Here is a 14344-nt window from a genome sequence, read left to right on the forward strand (position 1 = left end):
TATTTGTTGAGGTATGCAGGAATTTTGGTGAAAATCGTAGAAATGATAATGTAAGAAAGAAAGGATCTCGCAAATATTTCGGATTAAGGACGGAACTCTATGGACCTTCAAACCTTTCGCGAAACCATACAAAATGTGCAGCATTTAATCTTTCGGGCCGATCGGCAAGGGGATTCCTATTATCTCACTTTTTTCGAAGGCTTGTTGGCAAGGGATCTCGGGCTTAGTACGGAAAAAGTAGCTGGAGTTTCTTATCACACCGTATTCCCCCAATATGAAAAGCAATTTAATGAAGTGCGGGCCCGTGTGGAGAAGGGCTTGGCTACCCAGATTGAATTAGAGCATAACGGTCGTACCTATCGGGTTTTTTTTAATCCCTTGATCGAAGGAGATCAGGTAAAAGCGATCGTTGGCATCGCGGAGGAGGTGACCCACCTTCGCCATCTGGAACAGGAAGTGAAGGAGAAAGAGTATCTCTTTGCAAAACTCTATCAAGAGGGGATTCTCATTCAGCAAAATGGACAGATTGTGAATGCGAATCAGCAGGCTGAGCATCTCTTTGGTTATTCCTTAGAGGAATTAAAGAAGATCAACCCTCTTCGACTGATGTCGAAAGAATCGAGGCCCCTTTTTTTCGAGAAGATAAAGAAGGGGGAAGAGGAGACTTTTGAGGTCACCATCCTTCGGAAGGATGGCACCTCTTTACCTGTGGAAGTTTCCATGAAGAATGGAACGTATAGGAATTCGAAAGCCATCATTTCGATTTTTAGGGATTTAACCGAGCGAAAGCAGAAAGAGGAGATGATCCGCCAGCTCGCCTATTATGATCCTTTGACCCAGTTTCCTAATCGCTTTCTCTTTCTCGAAAGACTTAATCAAGAAATTTCATTTACGAAGGAAAAAAAGGGTCGCATTGCGCTCATTCTGTTTGATATCGACCGCTTTAAATACATTAACGATACGCTGGGGCACACCATTGGAGATCAGGTGTTGCAAGAGGCGGGTAAGCGAATCAATGAAGCGGTGAATGGGGATCATCTCGTCGCCAGATTGGGTGGGGATGAGTTTGCCCTCTTCATTACAGGTATTGAGGAATCGGTGAAGCTAACCCAACTCATCGAGCGGATTCGGGAACACTTTTCCCAACCTTTCCTGCTTCGCGGGCAAGAATATTATTTTACGGTAAGCATGGGAGTTAGCCTTTATCCCGAAGACGGAACCGATGCCGAAACAATGTTGAAGAATGCGGATACGGCGCTCTTCCGGGCCAAAGAACAGGGGAGAAACACCTATCAGTTTTATACCTCTTCCATGTATACGGAAGCTTTTCAGCGTCTCGTCCTTGAGAATCATCTGCGCAGGGCGTTGGAGAATGGTGAGTTTACCCTTTTTTACCAACCTCTCGTCGATGTCTCTACCGGAAAAATTACTGGCGTAGAGGCATTAATCCGCTGGCAGCATCCTGAGTTGGGGATCATCTCACCGGGGGAATTTATCCCCGTAGCCGAAGAGACCGGACTGATCATTCCCATCGGAGATTGGGTTTTAACGACCGCCTGTAAAAAGGCAAATGAGTGGATCCATGCAGGCTTTCCTCCGCTGCGCCTCAATGTGAATCTATCTGCCCGCCAGTTTCAGCAGCCGGATTTCATCGACCGGATCCGGGGGATTTTGAAGGAGACAGGTTTTCCTCCACAATATCTGGTCATCGAGCTGACGGAGAGCATTATTATGCAGAATGCGGAAGTAAATGCATTACGTCTCCAAAAATTGAAGGAAATGGGCGTTATGATCGCCATCGATGATTTCGGAACAGGGTACTCTTCTTTAAGTTATCTCAGGCAGCTTCCCATCGATACGTTAAAAATCGACAGCTCTTTCGTTTGGGAAATCTCCAACAGCTCGGATGATCGAGTGATCGCCTCGGCGGTCATCTCACTCGCCAAGAGCCTTCAGTTGAAGGTCGTGGCGGAAGGGGTGGAAACAGCGGAGCAAGCGGAGTTCCTTCAGAAGAACGGCTGCTATGAGATGCAGGGATATCTATTTAGCAGACCGCTTCCGGATCAAAAGATGGAGGAGATGTTTAAAGCAAAAGGGGAATACTTTTAAATGATGATGAACCGGAGGGTTTTTATGTTCTATTACATCCTGTTAGCTCTCCTTGTTTTTCTCCTGGATCAGGGATCAAAATGGATGGTGGTACATTTCATGAATTATGGGGATACCATCCCCCTTTGGCCCGGAGTCTTTCACATTACCTCCCACCGGAATGCAGGGGCTGCCTTCGGCATTTTACAGAATCAGCGGGGACTATTTCTCCTCATCACCGTGGTGGTGGTCGTAGGAATCGTGGCGGTTCTTTGGCGGTTAAAGGGGAAAAATCCCCTCTTGTCCGTCGCCTTGTCCCTCGTCTTGGGGGGAGCGCTGGGAAATTTTCTCGATCGGCTTGTTGCAGGGGAAGTGGTTGATTTCCTCGATTTTCGACTCATTCACTATCCCATTTTTAACTTGGCCGACTCCAGCATTGTGATCGGAGTGGGGTTGATCCTTTTTGATTCTCTTTTTTCCGGCGGGCGGAGGAAAAATGAGAAAGAAGAGGAGCCGGTAAACTAGCTCGCCGGGATGTGAACTTCAGCAGTTTTTGAAGGGGATTACTCTTTATGCGATAGGATGGATGGTTTTTCGATGACCCATGAACAAATGGAACCGTATTTCTTTTTGGTGGAGGAAGGGGAGGAAGGGGAGCGGATTGACCGGTATCTGGCCGAGCAGGAGGAGGGTTGGAGCCGCAGCCAGATCCAAACGTGGTTGAAAGAGGAAAGGGTGACGGTGAACGGCGCAAAGGTAAAGGCAAATTACCGCCTATCCGGGGGAGACCAGATTTCCCTTCAGATTCCTCCACCGACGGAATTACAGGTGGAACCTGAGGCGATTCCATTGGAGATCATCTATGAAGATAGGGATTTGGTGGTGGTAAACAAGCCCAGGGGGATGGTAGTCCATCCTGCCCCCGGAAATTTTTCCGGAACTCTGGTCAATGCGCTTCTTTATCATTGTAAGGATCTCTCCGGCATTAACGGGATTCTTCGCCCCGGCATCGTCCATCGCATCGACAAGGAGACGTCAGGCCTTTTGGTGGTGGCGAAAAGCGACCGGGCTCATCTAGGATTAATGGCTCAACTAAAAGAACATGCCATGGAGCGAAGCTATTTGGCGGTGGTGAACGGCCATTTTCCCCATCGGTTAGGAACGGTGGATGCGCCGATCGGACGCGACCCGAAAGATCGGAAGAAGATGGCGGTGGTGTTATCGGGGAAACGGGCGGTGACCCATTTTTCCGTATTGGAAGAAATGCCGAAGCACACTTTGTTGAGATGCAGGCTGGAAACAGGACGTACCCATCAGATCCGCGTCCACATGTCCTACATCGGCCACCCCATTGTGGGTGACCCTAAATATGGAAAAGGGGAAAACTACGGTATGGAAGGGCAGGCCCTTCATGCGGCTACCCTTGGGTTTAACCATCCGGTTACCGGGAAATCTCTTCATTTTGAGGTCCCGTTGCCGGAAGATATGGAGAAGCTGTTGGAAAGGTTGAGGAGCATGTAGGATAAAAGAAAACATGAGGGCCTCGGGTATTGAATGCCAAGAGAACACGCTTGGCGTTTTTCATGCTATAAGTAAAGCTGCCCCAACAGGGTAGGAATCATCCCTTTTGAGGCAGCCATCATTTTCAACCGCCATGATCTTTGATATTCTTTATTCTTCTCTTCTTCTCCTCCTATTCATCAATCTTTTGCTAAACCAATAGGCTCCATAACCGAATGCGGCAGCACTGATATAATAGAATAGCAACGTACTTCCCGAACCTCTTCCCATAAACCCTGTACCGATTAAACCTCCAAGAAGAGCAAAACAGATCGTGATCCCTACTAAGAAAAACCCTTGTAGTGCCGGAAAAATAAGCATTTGGCCGTTATATTCCACCCTGTTTTTCTGATAAAAATAGATGCCCAAGGGGAGAAAGAGAAGGATATAGACCAAAGCATAGAGCCAAGTGGTATTTTCCGGATTTCCCAGATTGATCGAGAGGATGCTTAAAAATAGGGTGATGTTCCTGAGCAACTGGTCCTGGAACGGGCTACTCGTCACTTGAAAACCGTGTACCTCTAAGAAATATGAGAAGAGCAAGGCGAAGCCATAAGGAAAGAAGGAAAAGATCAGCGAAAAACCATATTGATAATAATAACTGCCGCTGATGGTTCCCAAAAATAAGGCGAGCGTAAATAAAGCGAGGCCGGTTAGGATCAGCTTAAGTCCGTAGAAGAACCAGAGGGCGGCATCGGTTACAGGAAGCCTTGTCCCTCCAGATAATACATATAGATAGTCGCTGAAAGGCGAAAAGAAAAGAATCAGATAAGCGATCAGAAGGTTTAAACCGATGGAAAGGAGAACCGTGGTTGCACCGATGGCCCACTTGGTTAGATAGATCGTCGTACGCGGATAGGGTAGGGATAAAGTAAAATCATCCTGCCCTTGGCTTCGTTCCAAACCGATCAATACGGCGGCGATGGAGATGGTAAGGATGGCCATGACGAGTGGGAATGGATTTTCTAAGTTAAAATAGATTGAATGAAGCTCCGGTGTCGCAAATGGCCCTTTACGATTAACCATTTCTTGTACTTCCGAGAGGCGTTTCATCACTTGAAAGGGCAGAAAGAAGAAGGAAAGGATGAAGGTTACCCACAAAATGCTTTGCGTCTGTGCGTATTCTTTAAACCATAGCGCTTTATTTGACATCTTTTTCACCCCGATCTTCCCCTCCAACCGTGGCTACGAACAACTCCTCCAGGCTGACCGGCAATTCATCGATGAGTAAAGGCTGGGAAGCCTTAATTTGCGTCATCGCTTCTTCTTTACGATTCTCTTCTACCATTAAGGTTACGATGCGCCCGGCTTGGGCCAGCACGCGTGTGCCGGGTAAATAAAGCATTTCGGTTGGGATCGCTTTGTCGTAGACAATTTGCAGTTTGTAATAGTTCGTTTTCAGCGTGTTAAGATCTGAATTGGTTTCAATCCTGCCGTTTTTTAGGATCATGACCGAATCACAGACGCTTTCCAGTTCATCCAAACGGTGGGATGAGATGAGAACGGTATGTTGCTGTTCCGCCACTTCATCAACCAACAATTCATACCATTGTCGTTTAACGACGGCATCCAGTCCGTCCGTAGGCTCGTCGAGCAGTATGACATCGGCGCGAGTGGCAAAGGCTAAAATGAGAGAAAAGAGGGCTTTCATCCCTTTGGAAAATTGGCGGATTCTTCTGTTAACGGGGAGATTAAACTGTGCGATTTTACGCCATAAATAGGATTCGTCAAAGTGAGGATAAAACATTTTGTATAAACGGACGATCTGATTGACACTATAATTTTGCAGCGTCAGTTTATTCTCAGGAAGGAAGACCAGATGATTTTTCTTCTCAGGATGAGCATAAATGCTCTCTCCTTCATACCGCACATCTCCCTGATCCGGTAGAAGGATACCCATCATGAGACGTAGCAAGGTCGTTTTCCCGGTGCCGTTGCGGCCGATGAGTCCGGTGATTGTGCCTCTTTCCAGCGAAAAGGAGACCTCTTCTAAAACGGGAAGTTGGTTCATTTCTTTTTTCAGGCGAATCACTTCAATCAAGCCCTATCCCTCCTCTAGGTTCCTAACTGTTCATCCACAAACTGGTGGATGTCTTCTTTACTTAAACCGACATAGAACGCATCGATGATCGCTTTCTGTAGATTTCGCAAAACGATTTCCTTCTGTTTGCCGTCCGGGACAACATTTTGACGCGATGAAATAAAGGTTCCTTTCCCTTGACGGGTTTCTATGATGCCTTGTCGCTCAAGCTCTTGGTATGCCTTGCTGACGGTGTTGGGGTTGACGATGAGCATAGCAGATAATTGTCGTACGGAAGGCAATTTATCATCCGGCTTAAGTACGCCTTTGAGACAAAGAATCTTGATCTGCCACACAATCTGTTCAAAAATGGGGAGGTTGCTTTTGGCATCGATGTTTAACACAATGAAATCACCACCTTTATTAAGTGTACTATGATATATAATACACACAATACAATTATAATATAATGCTGTTTTTTTATTGCGTCAAGTCATTTTAACAAGGATGTGGAGGTAGACCTCATTCTTCTCACCCACGGGCATGGGGATCATACCACCGATGTCGTTTCCATCTCGAAGCGGACAGGGGCGACGGTCGTCGCCGTCTTTGAGTTGGCCACTCTCCTCAATTGGCGAGGAGCAAAGACCCACGGCGTCGGCCTTGGCGGCACTTACCGTTTTGGGGGCGTGAAGGTGAAGTATACCCTTGCCTTTCATAGCTCCTCTTTCGAAGATGAGGAGAATCGGAACTTTCATTATGCCGGAATGCCTGCCTGAATCCTGATCATGGCGGAAGGGAAGACGATTTATCATGCGAGGGATACCGCCTCTTTTCCGATATGAAAGTGATCGGTGAAGGACACGCCCCCGCTCTCGCCCTCCTGCCCATTGGCGATAATTTCACCACGGGACCGGAGGATGCCCTGGTGGCGGCGGAATGGATTTTTCATTTCTTTTAATTAAGAAAATTTTAGATAGATTAAATGAAATTAGGTTGCCGTGATGCATAGGATGAAGTACTGTGAATAATGTTGAGTTGGGTAAGTGAAGAGAGAAAGGTTAAGCGTTTTTAGGATGATCAAATGCCATGACGTAGAGAGAGGGGGTGATTCGATCCGTGACAAAGAAACTTTCCGTCTTATTTGCCACAGAGGGGACCTATCCGTTTCATCAGGGCGGGGTTAGTATTTGGAGCGATATTTTGACGAAACGATTGGATCGGGCCGAATTCGTGCTGTATAGCGTGATCATGAATCCCTTTGTGACCCAAAAATTCAGCATCGCAGCTGAAGCTTCTTTGATCAGCGTTCCTCTGTGGGGAACGGAAGAACCGGGAGAACATCTCCCCGTCCCTTTCTCAAAGATCTATATGGCCAAAAAAAATACGGAAGAAGGAGTGATCAAAGAGCGGTTTCTCCCTCTCTTTCGCCCGTTGATGGAAGAGATTCTCACTGTCGAGAAACGTCCGGAGCATTTTGCCTCTCTTTTGAAGCAACTGTACGAGTACTTCAATGTGTATGAGTATAAAGTAAGTTTTAAATCCGAACAGGTTTATGAAACTTATAAAGAAATGATTTACGCTTTTTGCCGGCGTGAGCATACCGATGTCGCCTTGCCCGAAGTGTACGACCTGCTTCAAAGTCTTGGCTGGATCTATCGCTTCTTAAATATACTAAATACTCCGATTCCCAAAACAGACGTCGCACATTCCTCCGCGGCCGCATTCTGCGGAATTCCTTGCGTATTGTCGAAGATGATCTACGGGACGCCTTATCTTTTGACGGAACATGGAATCTACTTGCGGGAGCAATACCTCTCATTATCTCGCAACACCTATTCACCCTTTCTACGCACCTTCCTCGTCCGATTCATCCATTCCATCATTACGCTCAATTATGCCTATGCGGATCAAATCTCTCCGGTTTGTCACTACAACGCCCGTTGGGAATTACAGCTCGGAGTAAATCCCGCGAAAATCAAAGTGATCTACAATGGGGTTGATCCGGACGTATTTCAGGATTCCACGTCGATCCATCGGACTCAGCCTACCATCGTGACGGTGGCCCGAATTGATCCCGTCAAGGACATACTCACCCTAATGAGGGCGGCCAAACGGGTGCATCAGGAGATTCCGGAGGTTCGGTTTATGGTCTATGGTGAGATATCCGTACCGGAATATTATGAAGATTGTCTTCGATTGAGGGATGAATTGGGGTTAAGAGAGGTCGTTCACTTCGCCGGACATATGGGGAATATCGCTTCGGTATATCATGAAGGGGATGTGGTTCTTCTCTCCAGCATCTCCGAGGGATTCCCCTATTCCGTCATCGAAGCGATGATGTCGGGGAAGCCCGTGGTAGCCACCGATGTAGGCGGGGTCCGGGAAGCGCTGGGCGAGGCGGGGATCCTGGTTCCTCCCCGGGATGACGAGAAGATGGCGGACGAGATCCTTCATTTGCTTCGGAATCCGATGATGCGTGCCGATCTGGGAAAAGAGGCGCGGGAGAGGGCGTTAAACCTTTTTACGCTGGAGAAAATGCTTGCCCGATATATGGAGAGCTATGAAGAGCTGAGCGAAGGGTTACAGGGCGAGAAAACGGCGGAGCTTATCAGAGAGAGAGCAAAGCTCTATTTGGAACGAGGTTTTTCCTTCAAGGAATTTGGAATGTATGAAGAAGCGATCCACCAGATGAAGCTGGCGATTTTTGAAGACCCATTATCCCCTGTTGTTCCCTGGGCATTATCGGAAATCGCCGTGGCCTATCAACACATGGGTAGAACCGATCAAGCCCTGCACGAGATGGAGAAACTTCATGCATATCTTGGCATGCTTCAATTGATGAAGGAAGAAAGTGCATGATGAAAGGTGGCCAGATCATGATCAAAAAAAGAAGTTTATGGGGTTATGCGCCGCTGTCGGTTGAAAAGGCAATGCAGGAGTTGAATGCCCGGTTTGTTGAAGAGGAGGCTCGTCTCAGTCGGGAGAAGGAGCGGTGTATCCAGGAAATGAAAGAACTTCAATTGGAGTTGGGGGAGTCAATCGAAGATGTAGGTATCCCTTCCCATTCCCCGGAAGATCTTCCGATCAAGACCCCTTCCAGGAGCCTGGCCCATGACTGGTTTAAACAACTTCGCCATAGGCTGTTCGGCCTGGACGCCTCCCAGGTTCGCGCCATGATTCAAAGATCGATCTATGAGAAGCAGGCCATGCTTGCGGCGCTGGAAAACGAGATCGATCGATACAAACAAGAGAGGGTGCGGTTATTCTCCGACTATGAAAAGAGAATCGTTCCCTCCCCTAGGGAAGAGGAAGCGGTTCGGTCGGCTCCTCCTGTTAAATCCGGATATTGGGAAGAAATCGATCGTACGCTGAAGGAGATGAGAACTCCTCCACAATCCGATGAAGAGATGGCAGATCAGGTAGAGGTTTATGCCGGAGATGCCGCTCGAACGGCGGGTGGGCGGGAACAAGAGGGGAGGGAGGATCATCCGGCGGCAGTGGAGCAGACTGCGGCAACCGTCGATATGGCATTAGAGGAGAAAGAGGCGTCAAGTCCGCCGAGAGAAAAGAGGGAGATTCGACAGATCGACGTTCAACGGGAGGCGGAACTTTTAAAGATTCGATATATGCTTGGGAAATTGGCGGGCAGGGATCTCTATGATCGTGAAGGTCGTCCGATTATACGAAAGGGAGAACCGATTACCGAAGAAAAGATTCATAAGGCGGATGTTGCAGGCAAATTGGCCGACCTGATCATTCATATGAAAATGCCAGGAATGGAGGAAGATTTTTGAGCTCGATTCATTACTTCAATCAGTCCGCAAAGCGGTTCAATCCGGGACTGTTTCACGAATTGGTGCAAGGGATCAAAGTAAAGCATGTAAACCCGGTCGATTCGTTCCATGTGACGGCGCTGTTGGAATCAATGGGTTGGACCGATGAGCTGGTGCAGGAACGGTTTAGAGTATCCGATCTATTTCAACTGGGCGAAGAGATCAAGTTTGAAATCGACGAATCGGCGGCAAAGTCACTCCCTTCCGAGGAGAAAAAAGATGGAATCCGTTCCGGTGTACGGATCGTAAAAAGCTTTCTCAGGGGACTCATCTTCTCCCTCCCGATGGCGATTTCCGTCCTTTCTATGCTCTATCTCAAATTCTCCCTATGGTCCTATGAATTCTTATCGATCGATCTGGCTACTGCAATTGCCATTGGCACCATTCTTAGCTTTATCGTCGTTGGAGGATTTACGCAGGCGATCGCCCGTTACGGTTTCTTCTATATCTATCACGGTTATTACAGGATGGCACGGAGATCAACCTTTTTCTTCATCCGCGCAGGCTATCTGATCTCATTTTTGGTGACGCTCCTTCTCTTTCTCATCAATATGGTTTTTAACGTTTACCCCTTCGATCTATTTATCGTGATCGTATTCTATTTCTTCTTCTTAAATTTGATCTGGCTTTCGGTGACGGTGATGTACATTTTACAAAGGGAGCTTCTATTTACAGGATTAATTATTTTCGGGATCATGATGGTTTACTTATTCTTTGTTCAATTCCGTATGGATATTATCGTATCTCAATTGATCGCCATCGGCATCGTATCCCTGATCGGATTGTTGATCGTCATCGTTCTATTTTACCGGGAGGAGAGAAAGAAAGAGAAAGGAATTGCCCCAAAGATGCCCCGCTTATCCTTTAGAGTCTACTCGGTGATGCCTTATTTCCTGTACGGTTTCTATTATTTCTCCTTCTTATTTGTAGACCGGGTGATGGCGTGGTCGGCGGTTGACGTCTATCATCCGGAAAGTTCTTTTATGCCTTATTTCATCTGGTTTCGCGGTGATTATGAATTAGGGCTTGACTTTGCCCTGTTGGCCTTGATGCTTCCCTTAGGAATGAATGAAGCGGTGGTTCAACGATTGATGCATTTCATTGAGCGGGCTCAAAAAAGTTTTCTCTTGCAACAGGTTGACGAGATGAGGGATTGGTTGTGGAAAAAGTATAAGCGGATGATCTTCGCTACCGTAGGCGTCTCGATCTTAAGCGCGTTGACCGTCTTCTTCATTCTGCTATTCTCCAATCAGCTGATGATGAGAATATTTGGCCGGCATCTGATCACAGACGGGGTTACCTATTTTGTCTTTATCGTGGCGGTCCTCTCTTACGTCATCTTGTCCGTCGCCCTCCTTAATGCGGTCCTCCTATTTGCCGTCTCTCAAGCGAAGATGGTGAATCAGGCATTGGTTCCGGCTCTTTTCATCAATATGATTCTCGGATTTCTTTTAAGCCGCTGGGTCAGTTATGAATATGCGGTCTTTGGCCTATTGGCGGGCAGCCTTCTCTTTCTGATTCTCTCTTTTCGGTCGGTGAAAAACCTGTTCCGTAAGGTCGATTTTTATCTCTATGCCATATTGTGATATTCCAAGGCGCTTCCCTATCAAAGGAGGTGGGAGCTTTGCCGTACGCATCCTTTTTCAATCAATTTTATCATTTAAGCCATTTTGCCTTTGCCTTTTGGCTTCTTTTCCTCTTTCTGCCGCGATTTCTGTTTCGGCCGTCCGGCCCGGACGGCGGAGAGCGGTTTTTCCACCGGCTGGCGGGCATTGTTCTCCTCTATATCGGCGTCGGGTATACACTCGCATTTATCAAATTGTATGAGGTATTGGCGCTTTTGGCCGTTCTGATCTTGATCATCTACCGCCGGAGCCTGTTTCGGAAGGGAGGAAGTCGGATCGGGCACACCGCTTCTTTTCCGTGGGTTGTTTTCTACGATGCCCTCGATCTTGGCTTTCGGTTGAAGCTTTTTTGGCAGCGGTGGTTTTCTCATGAAGGGCGGCTTATGAGCCGGGGCCGGGAGAAGTTTTCACACTTCAGGCAGGAGCTGTCTTCAAAGATTCTCCTCTTGGCCGTCTTAGCCGCCGCAGCCTATCTTCGCTTTTATGATGCTCTGATCTACGCGGCGCCTCCCTTGTCCGATTCCTATGTGACCTTAGCTTGGATGAAGTATATCGAGGAACGGGTTTTGTTCCACGACGGCATCTATCCGCAGGGATTTCACATCACCCTCGCCACTTTGCATAAATTTTCTGGGATTGATACGTTATATGTTCTGAAATATATGGGGCCCCTCGTAGGGCTTTTGATCACCGTTGGTTTATACTTCGTCACTTCCCGCTGGACCAAAAATCCTTTTGCCGGCATCGTGGCGGCTTCCTTTTACGGGATTTTTGGATTTATATGGCTCGGCACCGATTGGGAGAGGCAGGCGGCCACCAACTCGCAGGAGTTTGCCCTTCTCTTCCTCCTTCCCTCCCTCTATTTCTATAGCCGTTATTTGCAGGGCGGAAGGAGGGGAGATCTTTGGGCCGCTTGGTTTGGATATGCCGTGATCGGGTTGGTGCATAGCTTTGTTTTTCTCTATGCCGGGGTAGGGTTAGGCGCTTTTCTCTTTGCCGCTCTTCTATTCCACTTCCGCACCCTGGGGAAAAGGGTGCTTGTCGCCGCTTTGTCCGGCATCGGCGCCGTCCTCCTTTCGCTCCTCCCTCTTGGGTTAGGGAAACTGCTGGGGAGGGAGATTAATCACGGGGCGTCGGAATTCTTAAACTCTTATGGGGATGTTGCCTTTCCCGTCCTTCATCTGTGGGATTACGCGGGGCTTACCGCTCTTCTCCTCATGCTCTTGATCGGTCTGATCCTCCGCTTTACGTCCCATCAGGAGAGACCGGAGCTATTTGCGGGAATGATGGCACTCTTTTTCTTCCTGCTGTATGAGCTGGGCGGCCATTATACCGGCAGTGTGGTCTTAGCGACCCGCAGCGGCAGCATCTGGGCTCTGACGGTACCTCTCCTCTTAGGTTTTGCTTGGAGTTACCTTGCAGGCGGTTTGAGGAGGCTGAAGTTCTCCTCTAAACCGGCCCGGATCGAGGCGATCTTGCTATTTATCCTTCTTGCGGGACTTGCCTACCATGAAGAGATAAAACCGATCCTCCCCTATAAGATGGAGTGGAATGCGGGGGTGGAACAATATTTACGGATCGCCGCCACCCATCGCCCCCTCACTTGGATGATCGTCTCTCAAAATGAGGGGTATGATCTTGCCCTTGGAAATGGGTATCACATGTATTTGGGGGATTTTCTGGCACGCTATGACCCGAATCGTCCTCCCCTGACGAGAGCGGATACCGAAGAGCCGGATCGCGATATTCCCACGGAGATCTATATCTATCATGAAAAAAAAGTTTTCCGGGTGAGCCGGTCGATGCAGATCTATCAGATCCTGGCTCCCACCTATGAGCGGCGGGAGGAAGAGAATCGGCGGTTTAAGGAATGGCTGACGGCTTATCGGCAGGCAAACGGGGAACCGGAGATCTACTATGAGGATGAGGTGCTGGCCATCTATCATATTTCGCTCCCCAATCCGGAGAAGGAGAATCGAAGCCGTTTTTGGCAAGGCATGGCGCTAAGCGGTCGATAAGGAGGAGAAGATGGGTTCTGTTCTAATTACCGATTCTTTATTGCGAAAATCATTGGCTTCGGTACGCTCCCTCGGAAGAAGGGGGGTGAAGGTCTATTGCTCTGATATCTCCCGACTTACCCCCTCCTCCTTCTCGCGATATTGCACGAAGGCGATGAAAAGCCCCGATCCTGTTGAGGAGCCTGACTCGTATATGGATTGGTTGTTTGATGTACTCCGTAAGTTTCATATCACCGTCTACATGCCGATGGATGATGCGACGATGAAGCTTGCCGTCATGCACCAAAAGGAGCTTCTGTCGCACACCGCCTTCCTCCTTCCGCCGCTTCAGAGCTTTGCCATTGCGATGGATAAGCATAAAGCGGTAGGCTTTGCCCAATCTGCGGGATTAGATGTCCCAAGGACCTATATGCCCGATTCGCCCGACACGATCGAATCCTTTGCCCATGCTCTCCCCTATCCGGCGGTGATTAAGCCACGCCTCAGTTCGGGTTCTCGAGGGATCCGAATCGTACATAACCCGAAAGAGATGGTGGCTCAATATGGGCAGATTCATGCGCGCTACCCCTTTCCAATGGTGCAAGAGTACATTCTTCCGGGGGAGCGGATTGACGTATGCTTCTTATTTAACGCCGTAGGAGAGCCGAAACTTCATTTCGTTCAGCGGGAGATACGCCATTTTCCCGTCGATATTGGCCCAAGCACCGTCCAAGAGAGCGTTTGGATGCCGGAATTGGTGGAACGCATCCTGCAGGCGGTGAAGCATCTCCCTTGGTCGGGGGTGATTGAGTTTGAATGGATGCGAGATGGGAGGGACGGGAAGTTGAAATTGATGGAGATCAATCCGCGTTTTTGGAACTCACTCCATCTTGCCATACGGTCAGGTGTCGATTTCCCCTGGGCCTATTATCTTTTGGCACAGGGGAAGGAGATGAAGCAAGGGGAAACTTATTCGATCGGTAAGATGGCGAAAAATATGCTGCCGGGAGACCTGCTCCACTTTATCACGAATCCGAAACGATTCCAGATGGATCCCCCGCTTTTTGGAAGGAAGGGATTCTATGATATTGAGGATGACATCTTGTCGTGGCATGATCCGTTGCCTGCATTTGGTTTTTTTGCTGCATCATTCGCCTATCTCCTGAAGAAAAAGAAGCGGGAGATGCTGCTTAAACGATAGGAGGTGGTAACTTGAAT

12 protein-coding genes are annotated in these 14344 nt (G+C 48.3%); 9 read left to right on the plus strand and 3 right to left on the minus strand.

The window, feature by feature from the left end; genetic code table 11:
• Positions 1-99: 99 nt before the first annotated feature.
• The 3 genes from THEAE_RS20220 to THEAE_RS0106550 all read left to right on the plus strand — a co-directional run bounded on the left by THEAE_RS20220 (position 100) and on the right by THEAE_RS0106550 (position 3609).
• Positions 100-2109: a sensor domain-containing protein gene (locus THEAE_RS20220; RefSeq protein WP_039944303.1), complete on the plus strand. Its 2010-nt coding sequence runs from the start codon at positions 100-102 to the stop codon at positions 2107-2109.
• 24 nt (positions 2110-2133) lie between these two features.
• The gene (gene lspA / locus THEAE_RS0106545; protein WP_028986911.1) at positions 2134-2613 is read left to right on the plus strand and encodes a signal peptidase II; all 480 of its coding nucleotides are present in this window, start codon (positions 2134-2136) and stop codon (positions 2611-2613) included.
• 72 nt (positions 2614-2685) lie between these two features.
• Entirely contained in the window at positions 2686-3609 is a 924-nt protein-coding gene (locus THEAE_RS0106550) for an RluA family pseudouridine synthase (protein WP_028986912.1), read from the plus strand.
• 150 nt (positions 3610-3759) lie between these two features.
• Here THEAE_RS0106550 and THEAE_RS0106555 read toward each other — a convergent pair whose 3' ends face one another.
• Genes THEAE_RS0106555 through THEAE_RS0106565 form a run of 3 tightly spaced genes read right to left on the minus strand, consistent with a single transcriptional unit; the run spans position 3760 to position 6072 of the window.
• Entirely contained in the window at positions 3760-4809 is a 1050-nt protein-coding gene (locus THEAE_RS0106555) for a hypothetical protein (protein WP_156920567.1), read from the minus strand.
• Positions 4790-5680, minus strand: coding sequence for an ABC transporter ATP-binding protein (locus tag THEAE_RS0106560; protein WP_245605608.1), 891 nt, complete (start codon positions 5678-5680; stop codon positions 4790-4792). The genes THEAE_RS0106555 and THEAE_RS0106560 overlap by 20 nt, the downstream gene beginning before the upstream one ends.
• A 23-nt stretch (positions 5681-5703) precedes the next feature.
• A complete protein-coding gene (locus THEAE_RS0106565) occupies positions 5704-6072 on the minus strand; it encodes a GntR family transcriptional regulator (RefSeq protein ID WP_028986915.1) in 369 nt (122 codons plus the stop codon).
• Between the two features lie 105 nt (positions 6073-6177).
• On the opposite strand from THEAE_RS0106565, the gene THEAE_RS23510 reads away from it, so the two are divergent.
• The 6 genes from THEAE_RS23510 to THEAE_RS0106600 all read left to right on the plus strand — a co-directional run bounded on the left by THEAE_RS23510 (position 6178) and on the right by THEAE_RS0106600 (position 14327).
• Positions 6178-6447 carry an MBL fold metallo-hydrolase gene (locus tag THEAE_RS23510; protein ID WP_245605534.1) on the plus strand — a complete coding sequence of 90 codons (270 nt, stop codon included), beginning with the start codon at positions 6178-6180 and terminating at the stop codon, positions 6445-6447.
• A gap of 340 nt (positions 6448-6787) precedes the next feature.
• On the plus strand, positions 6788-8530 hold the full coding sequence (gene pelF / locus THEAE_RS20230) for a GT4 family glycosyltransferase PelF (protein ID WP_052329813.1): 1743 nt from the start codon (positions 6788-6790) through the stop codon (positions 8528-8530).
• A 17-nt stretch (positions 8531-8547) separates the two neighbouring features.
• A complete protein-coding gene (locus tag THEAE_RS0106585; protein WP_156920568.1) occupies positions 8548-9465 on the plus strand; it encodes a hypothetical protein in 918 nt (305 codons plus the stop codon).
• Positions 9462-11090, plus strand: coding sequence for a hypothetical protein (locus THEAE_RS0106590; protein WP_028986918.1), 1629 nt, complete (start codon positions 9462-9464; stop codon positions 11088-11090). The genes THEAE_RS0106585 and THEAE_RS0106590 overlap by 4 nt, the downstream gene beginning before the upstream one ends.
• 38 nt (positions 11091-11128) lie before the next feature.
• A complete protein-coding gene (locus THEAE_RS0106595) occupies positions 11129-13147 on the plus strand; it encodes a hypothetical protein (RefSeq protein WP_028986919.1) in 2019 nt (672 codons plus the stop codon).
• A gap of 10 nt (positions 13148-13157) precedes the next feature.
• Positions 13158-14327, plus strand: coding sequence for a carboxylate--amine ligase (locus THEAE_RS0106600; RefSeq protein ID WP_028986920.1), 1170 nt, complete (start codon positions 13158-13160; stop codon positions 14325-14327).
• Positions 14328-14344 lie beyond the last annotated feature (17 nt).

Source organism: Thermicanus aegyptius DSM 12793, assembly GCF_000510645.1.
Taxonomy (GTDB): Bacteria; Bacillota; Bacilli; order Thermicanales; family Thermicanaceae; genus Thermicanus; species Thermicanus aegyptius.